We start from the raw sequence: 15,371 nt of genomic DNA, 5'->3' as shown, positions 1-15,371 counted from the left end.
CTGCTCGCCTCTCAGACCTGCTCGCCGCGGCGGACCGCGAGCGCGCGGCGGGCCTCCTCGATCTCCTCCCACGGCACCAGCTCGGTCCCCCGCTCCATCGTCTCCTCCGGCCCCTTGCCGGCCAGCACGACGGTGTCGGCGGCGGCGGCCTCGCGCACGGCATACCGGATCGCCTCGGTGCGGTCGCCGATCGAGACGAAGTTGCTGCGCCCGGCCTCGCGCGCGCCGCGCTCCATCTCCTCGAGGATCTCGGCCAGCGGCGTCGTCCGATGGTCCTCCTCGGTGAAGACGACGCGGTCGGCGCGATCGGTCGCGACCCGCCCGAGCGGCGCCCGCTTGGAGGGGTCGCGCGGCCCGCCGGCCGAGCCGAGCACCACCCAGAGCGCGCCCTCGGTCGTCACCCGCACCGTGTCGAGCGCCTTCTCCAGGCTCGGGGGGGTATGCGCGAAGTCCACGATCACCCGCGGCTCACCGTCGCGGCGCTCGACCATCTCCATCCGTCCGGCGACCCCGCGGAAGGTCGACAGCGCGGCGACGAGCGCCTCCAGCCCGACCCCGGTCGCCGCGACCCCGGCCATCGCCGCCAGGGCGTTGGCGACGTTGAAGCGCCCGATCATCGGCAGCCGCGCCTCGGCGGTCCCCTCCGGCGCGTGCACCGTGAAGGTGATCGCGTCCGGGCCTTCGACGACGTCGGTGGCTCGCCAGTCGGCCTCCGACCCCTCGGCCGAATAGGTCGTCAGGCCGCGGCCACCCTCCGTCGCGAGCGGCACGAGCTGCTCGACCCAGGGGGTGTCGTCGACGTTGAGCACACTGAGCCGGGCGCGCCGGACCAGCTTGGCCTTGTCGGCGAAGTAGCGCTCCATCGTGCCGTGGAAGTCGAGGTGCTCGCCAGTGAGGTTGGTCCAGATCGCGAGGTCGTAGTCGACGCCCCGCACCCGGTCGAGGGCCAGCGCGTGGCTGGAGGACTCGACGACCGCGTGGGTGGCCCCGGCGTCAGCGATGTCGCGCAGGATCTGCTGCACCTGCGGCGCCTCGGGAGTGGTGAAGTGCGAGGGCGGCTGGCGCAGCACGCCGTCGGGCAGCTCGTAGCCGATGGTCGACAGCAGCCCGGTCGCGCTGCCGGTCTCGCGCAGCAGGTGCAGCACGAGGCAGGACGTCGTGGTCTTGCCATCGGTGCCGGTGACGCCGAGCACCGTCAGGTCCTCGCTCGGCCGACCCAGCACCGCGGTGGCCGCGTCCGCGAGCGCCTGCCGCGCGGCGGTGACGCGCAGGTAGGGCACGGGAATCCTCATACCGGGCGGCATGCCCTCACCGACGACAGCCACCGCCCCCCGCTCCACCGCCCGGGCGATGAACTGGTGCCCGTCGAAGCGCGCGCCGCGGATCGCCACGAAGGCCTGACCCGGCTCGATCCAGTCGGCCTGGTGGCTGACCCCGGTGACCTCGATCGGTTCGGGGGACGCAGGGTGGGTGTGGTCGATCAGCTCGGCGTCGAGGACGGCGACGAGGTCAGGGAGACGCATGGCGGACAGGATAGGCGGCGCGCCCGCTGTCGGCGTGGTCCGCGCGCGCCGTGGTGTCGTGGTGTCGTGGTATTTCGCGCGAGCCCGGCACGGAGTCGGGCCGCGAGAAAGATGGAACCCTTCATGACTGCGTCCCGTCGCAGCACGGCTGCCGTAGCCGCCACCGTCCTGCTGGCCAGTGGCGGGGCCGGCGCGGCCTATGCCACGAACCCGGACAACACCAACCCTGCCTACTGGGAGGCGCACTCGAGGAGGAGGGCTTCGTGAACGTCGCCTGCGAGAAGGCCGAGGGCGACTACTCGAACTACGGCGAGTACATGCAGGTGGACTGGGAGGAGGACGGCGAGCTCGAGGAGCCGACCGAGCCCGAGGAGCCCACCCACCCGGAGAAGCCGACCGAGCCGACGCACCCGGCCGAGCCCACCGAGCCGGGTGGCGCCGGTGACGACAGCGGCAGCCCGCTCGGCCCGGTCGTGCAGACCGACATGCCGGCCACGGGTGTGAACCCGGCCCTGCCGCTGGGCCTGGCTGCCGCTGCCGGCCTTGGTCTGGCCGCCGTCGGCCTGCGCCGTGCCCGCCAGGAGGGCTGAGCGCCGGCATGAGCGACCCCACGCGCGGGCGCCGGACCAGTGGTCCGGTGCCCCCGCTGCTGCGCGTCGTCGTCGGTCTCGTCGTCGCCGTGGTGCCGGGCGGACTGCTCGCCATCCAGCTGATGCCTGACGTGCCCGGCACCAGCACTCCCCCGGACCTCCGCCAGTGCGATCGACAAGCAGGAGCTCGCCCGGTCGCGCACGGTCTGGGGCGAGCAACCGAGCACTCCGAGACTGGCGATCATCACCTGCGACGACGCCTTCGGCTATCTCGACGACGGGCATACCGCCGCCAACTTCGTCGTCATCGCCGAGGGATAGCGCGACCGCCGGGCGCAACGGGCAAACGTCCGGCGGCTGCGGTCAGGGCGCGCCCGGCGCGCGTCTCATCGCCCGAAGAGCCTGGCGAAGAACCCCCGCCCCGATCCCTCGCTCTCCTCGTGCCCGGGGCACCACTGGCCCGCGGGGACAGCCTTCTTGACCTGGTCGACGTGCTGACCGCAGCCCGCCCAGGTCGTCTTGCCGCAGGTCGTGCAGGTGACGGCGCGACACATGGGTCTCTCCTTCGCTCGGGGACCCGCTCAGCATACCCCAGGGGGTATGCCGTGTCAGGGGCGGACGAGCCACACCGGCTGGTAGGTGGACAGGTAGAGCGATCCGTCGGCAGCGGTGCTCGGGGGGTAGCCGTTGAGCGCGTCGATGGTCTGGTCGATCGCGAGACCCTGCTCCCGCACCCACCACTCCGGCACGCTGCGCGGCGTCTCGGTGACGTTGTAGAGCTGCAGCATCGGCCCGACGGGATGCCGCCTGAGCACCGCGAAGACGCCGGGATCGGGCGCCGCGACGAGCTTGGCGCCGACGCTCGCGTGCAGGTGGGGCAGCGCCGCCCGGGCGATCGCGAGGTGGCGCAGCCCGCTGAGCACGCGGCCCGTGGGGGACGTGGGGTCGGCGCTCGCCTCGGCGAGCCGCTCCCGGTCCAGCCGCGGCCGGTGCGCCCACCGGTTGTCGTCGGCCTGCTCGGGCGTCTCGGCCCAGGACTCGTCGTTGAGGGCCGCGATCTCGTCACCGGACCAGATGACGGGGATCCCGCCGAAGCCGTAGACGATGGTGTAGCCGAGCAACAGCCGCGCCACCGCGTGGTCGACCGCGGTGTCGGCCTCCTCGACGCTCTCGATGTCGACCGCGCCGGCCTGTTCCTCCAGTGCGGTGCCGAGGCCGACGAGGCTGGCGGCGGTGCCGGAGATGCGCTTGTCGCCGGTCGCCGGGTTGTGCTGGAAGACCAGCCCCTGCGCCGGTGAGCCCGGGAACTCCCCCGCGTAGTAGCGGGAGAGGAAACCCCGGTGCCCGAAGCCGTCGACCATGACCGAGGCCGCGTCGGCGTCGTCGATGGCCCAGCCGATGTCGTCGTGGCAGCGCAGGTAGGTGATCCAGGCGGTGCTGGCCGGCACGACCGGGAAGCGTCCGAGCGCGTGCGTGGCCAGCCGGGAGTCGCGGCTGGCGAGCATCGACCAGATCTGCACCATGAGGCTGTTGTGGTAGGCGAGGTCGGAGACCTTGCCGTGGTGCTTGCCCTGGCCGAGGTAGTGCACGACCTCGTTGGGGCCGACGATCGCCTCGGCCTTGAAGATGACCGCCGGCGCCGCGATGCGGGTGAGGGAGCGCAGCGCCTGGGTGAGCTGGTGCACCTCGGGCTCGTTCTGGCACTGGGTGCCCATCCGCTTCCAGATGAACGCGATGGCGTCCAGGCGCAGGATCTCGACGCCCTGGTTGGCGAGATAGAGGATGACGTCGGCGAGCTCGCAGAAGACGTCCGGGTTGTTCCACGCGAGGTCCCACTGATAGCTGTTGAACGTCGTCCAGACCCAGCCGTCGAGCTCTTCGTCGAAGGTGAAGTTGCCCGGCGCGAAGTCGGGGAAGACCTCGAGCAGCGTGCGCTCGTAGGCGTCGGGGACCTCTCGGTCGTCGTAGACGTGGAAGTAGCGCCGGTAGTGCTGGTCGCCCGCGCGGGCGGCCTGCGCCCACTCGTGCTCGCGGGCGACGTGGTTGAGGACGAGGTCGAGGCAGAGGCTGATCCCGCGCTCGCGCAGGCTCGTGGTGAGCGCCCGCAGATCCTCCATCGTGCCGAGGTCGGAGCGGACCGCGCGGTAGTCCGCGACGGCATACCCTCCGTCGTTGGGCGCCGGGCGCGGCTGGAGCAGCGGCATGAGGTGCAGGTAGGCGACGCCGAGGTCGCTCAGGTGGTCCGCCAGACCCGCGAGCGCGGTGATCGTGCCCTCGGGACTCAGCCGTTCGGCATACCCGGCGTAGCCGATCATCCCGGGCCGCTGGAACCAGTCCGGCTCGAGCGAGCGCTGCTCGTCCAGCAGGTGCAGCTCGTCGTCGCGATCCCGGTATGCCGTCGCCGCCAGCTCGAGCGTCCGCGCGGCGAGCGCCGGGGGGTCGGGGTAAGGGGCGAGCCCGGCGACCAGGTCGTCCCACCAGCGGGCGACGCGGAGGACGAAGGTGGTCTGGCGGTGCCCGGGGAGGGGAGCGAGGATCGCCTCGATGCGGGTGCGGGCGTCGGGGGCAAGTGTCACGGGCCAGGGGAGTTCGCGCGTCACAGCCTCATCCCACCACACCCCGACCCCCCACTGCCGACCGAGAGCCTGGCCCGTCCACTCCAGCAGCCTGCTGTGCCCACTCCGAGAGCCTGGCGTGCCCACTCCGGCCTCCCTTCTCTGCACCGAGCGCGCGTTGGGTACAGGAATGCGTGACGAACGCGCGTCCGGTGCGGGAAGGGACGTGACGAACGCGCGTCCGGTGCGGAAAGGGGGACGGGCGGTCGCGCCGGGGAATGCCCGGCGCGACCGCCCGTCGTCGTTGCGGCCTCTTTCAAGGCGGCCTGGGTTTCGGTCTCCGTTCGAGGTATGCCGTGCGGCTCACCCCGTCGGATCAGCCCTTGACGGCGCCGCTCGTCATGCCGCGCACCAGGAAGTTCTGGAGCACGAAGAAGACGATCATCGGCAGCACCATCGAGATGAACGCGCCCGCGGTCAGGAGCTCGGCGCCCTGACCCTGGGTGCCCAGCAGCTGCTGGAGCTTGACGATCACCGTGGTGTTGTCGTTGGTCAGGAACAGCTTGGCGATGAGCAGGTCGTTCCAGACCCAGAGGAACTGCAGCGTCGCGAAGGCCGCGATCGCGGGCATGGCCATCGGGGCGATGAGCTTCCAGAAGATCTGGAAGTTGGAGCACCCGTCGATCCGTGCCGACTCGACCACGCTGAACGGCAGCGAGGCCATGTAGTTGCGCAGCGTGTAGATGCACAACGGCATACCGAAACCGGTGTGCAGCAGCCACACCGCGAGGTACTGCCCCGAGATGCCCAGACCGCGCGGACCCAGGACGTCCAGCAGCGGCGCGAAGGCCACCTGGATCGGGATGACCATCACGGCCACGATGCTGATGAACAGGAAGTCCTTGCCGCGGAAGTCCATGAACGTGAACGCGTAGGCCGCGAAGGCCGCGAACATGATCGGGATGATCGTCGCAGGGACGGCCACCAGGATTCCGTTGAGGAAGGCGCTGCCCATGTCGGCCTGCTCGAAGACGCGCTGGTAGTTCTGGAACGTCCAGCCGCCCTCCCACAGGGCCTCCCACCAGCCCGAGGTCGCGGCGACCTCGCGCTGGCGCAGGCTCGTGATGAGCAGTCCGAGCGTGGGGATGGACCAGAGGATGACCAGCAGCAGCATGACCACCATGGAGAACGGACTGCGCTGACGCCCGTCCTTGAGTCGTCCGGCGCTCATCGCATGGCCTCCTGCTCGCGGAACTGCTTGACCTGGTAGATCAGGATCGGGATCACCGCGACCAGCAGGATCACCACGATCGCGCTCGCCAGGCCGGCTTGGCCCCGGGCGAAGATCTGGTTGTAGAACATGTTGGCGATGACATCGGTGTCGTTGCGCCCGTTGGTGAGCACGTAGACGATGTCGAAGACCTTCATGACGAGGATCAGCACCGTGATGAAGACCGTGATGATCGTGCTCTTGATCTGCGGGATCGTGACCTTCCAGAAGATCTGCCACTCCGAGGCGCCGTCGATGCGCGCGGCCTCGATCGTGTCCTCCGGCACGCCCTTGATCGCCGAGCTCAGCAGCACCATGGCGAAACCGGTCTGCAGCCAGATGAGGATGACCATGAGCAGCAGGCTGTTGAGCCGGCCGGTCTCGATGGACAGCCAGTCCTGCGGGTCCCCGCCGAACTGCGTGACGATGGCGTTGAGCATGCCCGTCTGGTCGCGGCCCGGAGGCTGGTAGGCGTAGACCTGGGTGCTCCAGATCGCCGACGCCGCCACGAAGCTGATCGCCATCGGCAGGAAGATGAAGCTCTTGGCCCACTTCTCGCTCTGGGCGGACAGCTTGTCCGCGAGCACGGCGACCACGACGCCCAGGGCGACCGTGACCGCCGGGACGATGGCGATCCACAGGACGTTGTTGATGATCGCCGACCAGAAGCCGGCGTCACCGAAGAGCGTCGTGTAGTTGTCCCAGGGCGGATCGACGTATGCCGTGCTGTCGCGGTTGGCGAAGCTGTAGTGGATCGTCTGGATCGTCGGGTAGAGGAGCATCAGCCCGATGAGGCTGTAGCCCGGCAGCAGGAAGGCATACGGGATCAACCCGTGCTCCAGCCGGCGGGGCAGCGCCTCGACCGCGACGTTGATGAACCAGAACATGACGGCGGCACCGCCGACGCCCACCACCAGGCCCAGCACACCCATGAGGATCTTGCTGTCGAAGAACCAACCCGGGTAGTAGGCGAAGGCCAGGAACAGGTTGAGCATCAGCCACAACGTCACCGCCACGCCCAGGACACCGATGAGCAGCTTGACCGGCTGCATGCCCTGGTCGTTGGGGACGGCGGCCTCCGCCGTCGCGTCGTCCGCCCGCGGGTCGGCCTCGACGACAGTGGTGTCGTCGCCGACCGGCGGGGTGGAGTGCGAGCTCATCAGCCGTCGCTCTCCATCTCGGACTCCGACTCCGCCATCTCGGGCCAGCCGGCCTCGATCTCGTCGGCGACCTCCTGGGCGGTCTTGCTGCCGTCCTGGTACTCGACCATGCCCTTCCAGAAGGTGTCGGACCCGACCTCCTTGGGCATGACGTCGGATCCGTCGTAGCGGAAGACGTCAGCGGTGTAGGCCATGTCGGCCATCTGCCGGGTCAGGTCGTCCGGATAGAGCGAGGTGTCGAAGGAGGTGTGCGGACTGAGCCAGCCACCGCCCTCGGCCCAGGCTCCGCCGAACTCGTCGGAGGTGAGGTACTCCATCAGCGCGACGGTGTCGGCGTCGTAGGAGAAGGCCGCCGCGAGGTCGCCACCACCCAGGATGGGCTGACCCTCGAAGCCGTCCTCGGCCGGTGGGAAGACGTAGATCCCGACCTCCGAGTCGAGGTTGGCCTGCACGTCCTCCGGGAAGAAGCCGGTGGCGAAGTTGCCCTGGCGCATGAGGTAGCAGCCCGGCTCGTCCTCGAAGGCGGGCAGCATCGCTTCACCGAACGGCGTGGACAGGATGCCGGTCGAGCCACCGAGGACGTTGTCATCCGTCGCCAGCTCGCCGTAGGCGTCGATCGCCTCCACCACGCGCTCGTCGTTGAACGGGATGCGGTGGTAGATCCAGTCGTCGTAGACGTCCGGGCCGTGCAGGCGGAGCATGTACTCCTCCACCCAGTCGGTGCCGACCCAGCCGGTGGCCTGGTCGCTCTCCCAGCCGATGCACCACGGCGGGGTGTCGGTGTCGGAGAGGATCTGGCTGGTCACCTCGTCCAGCTCCCCGAGCGTCGCCGGCTCGGTGCTCCACCCACCGGCCTCGTAGGCCTCCTTCGGGTACCAGACGATCGACTTGACCGCCATGCGCATCGGCGCGGCGTAGACCCGGCCGTTGTAGCGCGAGGAGTCCAGGAAGCCCGGCACGAGCGTCGAGTCCAGCGCGGCGTAGTCGAGGAAGGCGTCGATCGGGACGACGTCGCCCCGCTCGGCCATCTGCAGCACGCCGCCGGGCTGCGGGAAGAGGCCGACGTCTGGCGCATCGCCGGAGTCGACCCGGATGAGGATGTTGGTCGTGAAGTCCTGGTCGGCGACGTACTGGACCTCGATGCCGCTCTCCTCCTCGAACGGCGCGAGGGACTCGTTGAAGAGCTCTTCCTCACCACCGCCGAACGCACCCATGATCGTGACGACCCCGTCGCCCTCCTCGGGCTCGGCACTGCCGTCGAAACCTCCGCTGCCGCTGCCTGCGTCAGGGTTCTGCAGACACCCGGCCAAGGTCACGGCCGCGATTGCGGTCACACCGGGCACCGTGACGCGTCGCCATCTCGCGTTAGCCACCATTGGCTCCTTCCACTTCGGTCCGCGTCGCGCACCCAACCCAGGACGGAGCACGCGCATCACCGGACACCTACCGCAACGTAACCCAGATCGCAGAGCCAACGGGAACGAAAAAGGTCACGCTTCGGTCACAGTTGCGCCACCGTCCTCTCTGCACCACCGACCCCCGTCCTACCGCGAGGTCAATCGATTCAGTCGTGACATGGTCTCGCGCACCACCGGGCCCAGCTCGGAATGGTCAACCACCCGCCCGTCGTGGGTCCACGCGATCACCCGCTCGACCGTGGGCATACCCCGGCACCGGGTGCAGACGAGCACCCGGGTGGGGCGTCGGTGGCGCTGGACCACGTGCCCCGCCGCGCACCGGCCCTCCCACCGACCCGGCACCGTCGCCTCCTCCGCGGAGTAGCACCGCTCCCCGGTGGACCCGATCGCGCGAGCCTGGGCACGCCATACCCGATCATGGCCGTGCTGGGGCCCGACCAGCGCGTGCGCGATCTCGTGCAGCAGCGTCTCGCGCACCTGCGCCTCGTCGTGCAACCCCGTGATCGCCCGGCTCAGCGTGATCCGCCGATCGCTGTGGTGACAGGCCCCCGCCCGCACCTTCGCGCGGTCGAAGCCGAAGCTCCAGTCCGCCACCCCGTGCTCCCCCATGAGCCTGCGCGCCAGCTGCGCGGCCTCCCTGACTTCCATGACGCACATGCTAGGAGCGCGCACCGACAGACCTGCGGCGTTATCGTCGTGGGTGTGAACCTGGAAAAAGTCGTCTTCGGCTTCTTCGTGCTGCTCGCGGCGACCCTCAACTTCGGCTACGTGCTGGGCGAGATCGACAAGCCGCTGCTGCACAACGTCTACGAGCTCTATGCCGCCGTCGTCGTCAACATCATCGCGACCATCCTCAAGTTCGGCGACCGCACCCAGATCGGCGCCGTCCACCTGGCGACGTCACTCGTGGCGAGCATCCAGCTCATCGTCGCCGCGTTGGTCTGGATCTGGGCGCGTCACGTCGACCCGGCCGGCCTGACCGGTCAGCACATGAGCAGCGTCGTCTCCATCGCCGCCGGCGCGCTGCTGGCCAACATCGTCTCGATCATCCTGCTCGTCGTCGAGACCGTCTCCTACCGCCGCCGCTGACCTGACCGGCGCGCCCGATGGCCAACCTCCTCCAGCTCCTCGCCCGCGGCAAACCCGCGCGGGCCCGGCCCGACTCGCTGCGCCGTTATCGCGTCGACGTCCCCGCCGATCTGCCGACGACCGACGCCGTCTTCATGGTGCTGCGCCGCGTGCGCACGCCGTTGGTCGTGATCGTCACCGTCTTCGCGCTCATGACCTTCGGGCTGAGCATGATGCCCGGCACCGAGGAGAACCCCGAGCGCCTCACGGTCTTCGACAGCTTTTACGTCATCAGCTACACCGGCCTGACCATCGGCTACGGCGAGGTGCCGCACGAGTTCAGCTACGCCCAACGGCTGTGGGTGACGCTGACGATCTACGCCTGCGTCATCGCCTGGTCCTACAGCATCGGTGCGCTGCTGAGCCTGTCGCAGGAGCAGGCGTTCCGGCAGGCGATCCGGCTGCAGCGCTTCGGGCGCAAGGTGCGCAGCATCCAGAGCCCGTTCGTCCTCATCGTCGGTTATGGGCAGGCGGGCGCTGCGGTATGCCGTGCGCTCGAGGACCAGGGTCGGGAGTTTGTCATCCTCGACGAGGATCCGGAGCGGGTCCAGCAGCTGGCGCTCGACGGCTACGCCGGTGACCACCCCGGCTTCGCCGCGAGCGGGCGCGACCCGCGGATGCTGGGGCTCGCCGGGCTGGCGCACGACCAGTGCGAGGCGGTGCTCGCACTCACCGACAACGACGAGACCAACCTGTCTGTCGTCATGACGGTCAACCTGCTGCGCCCCGAGCTCATGGTCATCGCGCGGTGCAGCGACCGCGAGCACGCGCAGCAGATGCACGACTTCGCCGCCGACGTCATCATCAACCCCTTCGACCGGTATGGCGCGTATCTGGTCATGGCGCTGCGGCGCCCCGCCGGCTTCCGGCTGGCGTCGTGGCTCATGAGCAAGCGCGGCTCGGAGCTGCCGCACAAGCTGGAGCACCTGACCGAGGGTCAGTGGGTCGTCTGCGCCGACGGCACCTTCGGCTTCGAGGTGACCCGCGACCTGGAGAGCGCCGGCCTCGACGTCGTGCTCGTCGACCCGGCCGAGGGCCGACCGGACGTCTCCGACGCGGTCGGCTTCATCGCCGGGGCCGAGTCCGACATCGTCAACATGGCCAACGCCGCGCACGCGCGGATCGAGAACGACCAGCTCTTCATCGCGGTGCGGCAGAACTCCAACGTCAACCAGGCGCCGTTGATGGCCTTCGACGCCGACTCCGTCTTCATACCGACTGATCTGCTGGCCCGCGAGGCCGTGGCGCGGATCACCTCGCCCAACTACTGGAGCTTCATCGACCACGTGCTCCACGAGGACGACGAGTGGGACGGCCGGGTCATGGACGAGATCATCGCCGTCGTCGGCGACGAGACACCGGTGTCCAACCGTCTCGATCTCGACTACGCGCACGCGCCCGCCGTGGTGCGCTGGCTGGCCGAGCACGAGCTCGTCCTCGGCGACCTGCTCCGGGACCCGGACGACCGGGAGATCCGGCTCGCGGTCTATCCAGCCGTGCTCGTGCGGGCCGGGCGGCGGATCTTCACGCCCAGCATGGACGAGCCGCTGAAGGAGGGCGACACCCTGCTCTTCCTGGGGCGGGAGCTGGATCTGTCGGTCGTGCTCTCCACGGCCTTCCACGACTCGTCGGTCGAGTACGTCGCCACCGGCCGACAGGTGGCCACCGCGTGGTTCTTCCGTCAGGTGCAGCGGCTCGCCGGCCGCCCGCGTGACCCGGAGCCCCGCCAGCCGGTGCGCGAGGCCAGCGCGGACGAGACGACGGATGTCGACTCCGATTCCGACGCCGACTCGAAGACGGACGCCACCTGACCCACCGGGCGTCGCGCGTGGTTGCTCCCACCCCCACCGAGCGTCGCGGGTGGTTGCCCTAGCGCCGGCTGCGCACCTGCACCATGTGGCCGACGACCCGCGGGATCCAGCCCCGCTCGCGCCGCATCCACCGCACAGCAACGAGGTTGGTCGGCACGACGACGAAGTCGCCGGCCGCCACCGCGAGGTCGGTCCCGAAGACGTCGGTGACGATCTCCCACGCCAGATCGGTATACCGGTGCAGGTGCTCGCCGACCGCCATCCCGTAGCGCTCGACGATCAGGTCGTGGCCCGCACCCTTGGTCTGGAGCCACGCCTCGAGCGCCCGGTCCAGCCCGTCACTGATCGAGGCCAGGTCGTCGACGTCCACCCCGTCGTCCTCCACCGCGGCGATTCCGGAGGCGATGCGCTCCCGCTCCTCGTCACCGATCTTGCGCGACTCCGGTGCGAGCGGCAGCTCGTCGACCGGCGCCTCCCCAGGGTCGGGCAGCGTGCGCACCCGCGGCTCCTCAGGGGTGCTCATCCGCTCGGTCGCCTTGCGCTTCATCCGGTCCAGGAAGCCCATGCTGCGCAGCCTAGACCTCGCGGCGCCGCGGGGCCGGTTCATCGCCACAGGTCACGGGTGTTGCGCGAGCGAGGCCCGGACCCCCTACAGTCGAGTCATGTCGCGACAGCCCGAGTCCGTCTCCGACTACCCACGCCCGCCGGCGGTCGACACCTCCGGCGGCGAGCACGTGGTGATCCGGGTGGGCGGAGGGACGATCGCGGAGACCGTCGCTGCGGTGCGGGTGCTCGAGACGACGCACCCCCCGACCTACTACCTGCCCCTGGGCTCGTTCATCACCGGCGCGCTGCAGCCGGCGCGCGACAACCGCCGCACGACCTGCGAGTTCAAGGGGTCGGCGACCTACTTCGACCTCGTCGTGGACGGCACGCGGATCAGTCGCGCCGCCTGGACCTACCCCGATCCCACCCCGGCTTTCGAGGCGATCGCCGACCACGTCGCGGTCATGCCGAGCGCGGTGGATGCCGCGATCGATGCCGAGGACGGCTGCTACGTCGACGGGGAGCGCGTGGTCCCCCAGGAGGGCGACTTCTACGGCGGCTGGATCACCTCCCGCGTCACCGGGCCGTTCAAGGGCGCGCCCGGCACCGAGGGCTGGTGACCTGAGGGCCTCCGGGCCCGCTGCACCGACCGCGCACCGACGCGTCGCGCACCAGGCGTCGTCTCGCCTGGATCTCGTCTGCCTCATCATGGAGACTTGTACGTGCGCCGACCGCGCCCGACGCCATGGGGATGGCAGCTGCGCCGGTGGGCGACGTCATACCGTCCACAGCGGACGGACACCATCCCGACCACGAGGAGTGACCCATGCGACGTGCCCTGACCTTCCTGACCGCCCTCACGGCGGCCACCGCGCTGGCCGCCTGCTCCGGCGAGGACGAGACCGGCGTCGACGAAACCAGCTTGGCGGAGCAGTCGTCCGAGGAGAGCTCGGACGACGGCGCTGGGCAGACCGGCGACGCGGCGTCCGACGGAGACGCCGCCCAGACCTCCGACGCCGCCGGCGACGCGGCGGCCGGCATCAGCGACGATCCCATCTGCCAGGGCTTCTTCGCTGGTCAGGGGACCCCGCTGGCCGAGCGCACCCAGACCCAGCGCGACGTCGTGGCCCCGGGCGACGACCTCGACGCGGTGTCCTACTCCGAGATGACCCTGCTCTCTGGTCGACTGCTGTCGCTCGCCGACGACGCGGACGGCGAGCAGGCGGCGCTGCTGGAGCGGATCAACGCGCCCTTCCAGGAGGTGACCGACGCCGTGGTCGAGGACGGCACCCGCACCGACGACACCATCGCGATCCCGGAGGTGGACGTGGCGGACTCCGCCGCGGCGCAGGACGAACTGGAGGCGGCCTGCCAGGCCTGACCCAGAACGGCGCACCGGCCTGATCGGCCACCGCACGCCGCGGCCGGGACCCCGCGTGGGGTCCCGGCTCGTCGGGTATGTCGGGCGCTCACCTCACCGGGTCAGCGCACCCGTGGCGCTCAGCCCAGGTGCAGCGTGTCACCGGCGACGATGAAGTCCGGGTCGTCGATCCCGTTGACCGACACGAGGGTGTCGAGGTCGACGCCCTGGGTGTGGGCGATCTCGGCGAGGGTGTCGCCGGACTGGATCGTGTAGCTGCCGCCGCCGTGCGAGGCGCCGGTGGCCGGGACCAGCATGATGTCGCCGGCGTAGATCAGCGCGCCACCCTGGGGCAGGCCGTTGAGCGACACGAGCTCGTGGACCGTGGTGCCGTAGTCGGCCGCGATGGTGCCGGTCGTCTCGCCCTGAGCGATGAGGTGCTCGGCCAGGTCGGCCTTCGGCGCGGCCTGCTGCGGGGCGGGCTGCTGGGCCGGAGCCTGCTCGGCGGCAGCGCTCTGCTGCGGCTGCGCGGGCGCCTGCTCGGCGGGGGCCGACTGCTGCGGGGCGGCCTGCTCGGCAGGAGCCTGCTCAGCCGGGGCCGACTGCTGCGGGGCGGCCTGCTCGGCGGGCGCCTGCTCAGCCGGGGCCTGATCGGCGGGAGCGGGCTGGGCAGAGCCACCAGCGGTGAGACCCGCGCGGACCGAGCAGGTCGGCCAGGCGCCGGGGCCCTGGACGGCCAGGACGTTCTCGGCGATGGCGATCTGCTGGGCGCGGGTGGCCAGGTCGGCGCGCGCGGCATACTGGCCGCCGCCGAAGCCCTCCCAGGTGCTCTGGGCGAACTGCAGGCCGCCGTAGTAACCGTTGCCGGTGTTGATGCTCCAGTTGCCGCCGGACTCGCACTGGGCGACGGCGTCCCAGGTCGCGTCGCTCGCGGCCGAGGCGGAGGTGGCGGTGACGGTCGTGGCGATCGCGGCCAGGCCGGTGGCGGCGGCGAGCGCGGCGGGGCGACGCGTGCGGAGGGCGCGGTGCTTCATGGTGAACCTCTTGGGGACGGGGTCTTAGGGTCGGCCGGGCGCGTGTCACGCGGCCAGATCTCCAGCGTGCGGGATCGCCCGCACGATCTCCAAAACGCCTTGGCCAGACTTCATTCAGAAATGGACTTTGTCGTTTCGTGATCCTTCTGTGATCTGCGGTGATGACGGTATGACGTGAGTCTCGTCACATCTGCGCGAGCCGGGGGTGCGAGCCCCCTGTCAGGCCAACGGGGCGACCGAGATAGGCCAGGCCACCCACGGCGACGACCGCCGTGCTGAGCTGGCGCGGGTCGACCGGGTCGGTCCACGGCGCGTACCGCCGCCCCGGTCGCGACGACGGCGACGCGACGCCAGCGCGCCAGGTGCCCGAGGAAGGCGCCGAGCGGCACGAAGAGGGCCACGTTGAGCACGACCTGCAGCAGGGCGCGGTCGGTGAGCACGCCGAGGCCGCGCGACCAGTCGATGTCGGCCAGGAAGCGCAGCGGCACCAGCTGGATGCCGCGGGGCCCGCTGCAGACCAGCTCGCCCGGCGCCGGCAGCGGGACGATGGTGTAGGTCCACAGCGCCATCGCGTAGACCACGGCGGCCGCCGCGAGCAGGGCCCGCCCCGGACCGGCGGTGCCCCGCCGATAGCTCCATGCGACATACGGGATGAGCAGGAGCGGGAGCAGCATGACGCCGATGAGCACGGCGAGGATCGCCGAGATTCCGAAGCCCTCCACGAGGGGGGGGAGTCTACCGGTGAGCCGGTCGGGCAGATCGCGACTGCGGCCGGGGGCTCGACATCCGGGTCGGTGGCGGCGGGCCGACGGTCCTGCGTGACGTCCTGACCGTCGGCCTCGACCACTGACACCTGGTGCAGGTCGTCCACAGGAACCGCTACTCGAGAGTCCGCTGGGTGAGCGGATCTGGGCGCTCCCGGTCGGTGCGCTGACGGAGTAGGCGTGCCAGGCGGCGCCGCGACCGGCGAGAGGCT

At 70.4% G+C, this 15,371-nt stretch carries 16 protein-coding genes; 6 read left to right on the top strand and 10 right to left on the bottom strand.

The annotated features are described in order from the left end of the window. Positions 1 to 11 precede the first annotated feature (11 nt). Positions 12 to 1,523, bottom strand: coding sequence for a UDP-N-acetylmuramoyl-L-alanyl-D-glutamate--2,6-diaminopimelate ligase (locus tag AC5PYY_RS05475; protein ID WP_493898785.1), 1,512 nt, complete (start codon positions 1,521 to 1,523; stop codon positions 12 to 14). 123 nt (positions 1,524 to 1,646) lie between these two features. On the opposite strand from AC5PYY_RS05475, the gene AC5PYY_RS05470 reads away from it, so the two are divergent. Next, positions 1,647 to 1,790 carry a hypothetical protein gene (locus AC5PYY_RS05470; protein ID WP_493898784.1) on the top strand — a complete coding sequence of 48 codons (144 nt, stop codon included), beginning with the start codon at positions 1,647 to 1,649 and terminating at the stop codon, positions 1,788 to 1,790. Then, positions 1,787 to 2,113, top strand: a complete 327-nt coding sequence (locus AC5PYY_RS05465; RefSeq protein WP_493898783.1) for a hypothetical protein — start codon at positions 1,787 to 1,789, stop codon at positions 2,111 to 2,113. Before AC5PYY_RS05470 ends, AC5PYY_RS05465 begins: the two co-directional genes overlap by 4 nt. A 386-nt stretch (positions 2,114 to 2,499) precedes the next feature. On the opposite strand, the gene AC5PYY_RS05460 is transcribed toward AC5PYY_RS05465, so the two are convergent. The 6 genes from AC5PYY_RS05460 to AC5PYY_RS05435 all read right to left on the bottom strand — a co-directional run bounded on the left by AC5PYY_RS05460 (position 2,500) and on the right by AC5PYY_RS05435 (position 9,164). Next, a complete protein-coding gene (locus tag AC5PYY_RS05460) occupies positions 2,500 to 2,667 on the bottom strand; it encodes a DUF8730 family Cys-rich protein (RefSeq protein ID WP_493898782.1) in 168 nt (55 codons plus the stop codon). 54 nt (positions 2,668 to 2,721) lie between these two features. Next, complete coding sequence (locus AC5PYY_RS05455) at positions 2,722 to 4,713, bottom strand: alpha-amylase family protein (RefSeq protein ID WP_493898781.1); 1,992 nt, start codon at positions 4,711 to 4,713, stop codon at positions 2,722 to 2,724. Between the two features lie 331 nt (positions 4,714 to 5,044). Then, positions 5,045 to 5,899, bottom strand: a complete 855-nt coding sequence (locus tag AC5PYY_RS05450) for a carbohydrate ABC transporter permease (RefSeq protein WP_493898780.1) — start codon at positions 5,897 to 5,899, stop codon at positions 5,045 to 5,047. Beyond that, positions 5,896 to 7,098: a carbohydrate ABC transporter permease gene (locus AC5PYY_RS05445; RefSeq protein ID WP_493898779.1), complete on the bottom strand. Its 1,203-nt coding sequence runs from the start codon at positions 7,096 to 7,098 to the stop codon at positions 5,896 to 5,898. The genes AC5PYY_RS05450 and AC5PYY_RS05445 overlap by 4 nt, the downstream gene beginning before the upstream one ends. Next, a complete protein-coding gene (locus AC5PYY_RS05440; RefSeq protein WP_493898778.1) occupies positions 7,098 to 8,432 on the bottom strand; it encodes an ABC transporter substrate-binding protein in 1,335 nt (444 codons plus the stop codon). Before AC5PYY_RS05440 ends, AC5PYY_RS05445 begins: the two co-directional genes overlap by 1 nt. Positions 8,433 to 8,642: 210 nt before the next feature. After that, entirely contained in the window at positions 8,643 to 9,164 is a 522-nt protein-coding gene (locus AC5PYY_RS05435) for a SprT-like domain-containing protein (RefSeq protein ID WP_493898777.1), read from the bottom strand. 54 nt (positions 9,165 to 9,218) lie between these two features. Between AC5PYY_RS05435 and AC5PYY_RS05430 the strand changes: the two genes are divergently transcribed. Both AC5PYY_RS05430 and AC5PYY_RS05425 read left to right on the top strand, forming a co-directional pair. Further along, entirely contained in the window at positions 9,219 to 9,605 is a 387-nt protein-coding gene (locus tag AC5PYY_RS05430; RefSeq protein ID WP_493898776.1) for a DUF6394 family protein, read from the top strand. A gap of 17 nt (positions 9,606 to 9,622) precedes the next feature. Further along, positions 9,623 to 11,455, top strand: coding sequence for an NAD-binding protein (locus AC5PYY_RS05425; protein WP_493898775.1), 1,833 nt, complete (start codon positions 9,623 to 9,625; stop codon positions 11,453 to 11,455). Between the two features lie 58 nt (positions 11,456 to 11,513). Here the strand turns inward: AC5PYY_RS05425 and AC5PYY_RS05420 are convergent, their stop codons facing one another. Further along, entirely contained in the window at positions 11,514 to 12,020 is a 507-nt protein-coding gene (locus tag AC5PYY_RS05420) for a DUF3806 domain-containing protein (RefSeq protein WP_493898774.1), read from the bottom strand. Between the two features lie 97 nt (positions 12,021 to 12,117). On the opposite strand from AC5PYY_RS05420, the gene AC5PYY_RS05415 reads away from it, so the two are divergent. Continuing rightward, positions 12,118 to 12,621, top strand: coding sequence for a DUF427 domain-containing protein (locus tag AC5PYY_RS05415; protein WP_493898773.1), 504 nt, complete (start codon positions 12,118 to 12,120; stop codon positions 12,619 to 12,621). 206 nt (positions 12,622 to 12,827) lie between these two features. Continuing rightward, on the top strand, positions 12,828 to 13,382 hold the full coding sequence (locus tag AC5PYY_RS05410) for a hypothetical protein (RefSeq protein WP_493898772.1): 555 nt from the start codon (positions 12,828 to 12,830) through the stop codon (positions 13,380 to 13,382). A 119-nt stretch (positions 13,383 to 13,501) separates the two neighbouring features. Here AC5PYY_RS05410 and AC5PYY_RS05405 read toward each other — a convergent pair whose 3' ends face one another. Together AC5PYY_RS05405 and AC5PYY_RS05400 are read right to left on the bottom strand one after the other, a co-directional pair. Beyond that, positions 13,502 to 14,395 carry a transglycosylase family protein gene (locus AC5PYY_RS05405; protein ID WP_493898771.1) on the bottom strand — a complete coding sequence of 298 codons (894 nt, stop codon included), beginning with the start codon at positions 14,393 to 14,395 and terminating at the stop codon, positions 13,502 to 13,504. 110 nt (positions 14,396 to 14,505) lie between these two features. Further along, positions 14,506 to 15,117 carry a VanZ family protein gene (locus AC5PYY_RS05400; RefSeq protein ID WP_493898770.1) on the bottom strand — a complete coding sequence of 204 codons (612 nt, stop codon included), beginning with the start codon at positions 15,115 to 15,117 and terminating at the stop codon, positions 14,506 to 14,508. Positions 15,118 to 15,371: the final 254 nt, after the last annotated feature.

Source organism: Serinicoccus sp. JS2-9, assembly GCF_059025165.1.
This window is presented reverse-complemented; position numbering and strand designations above follow the sequence as displayed.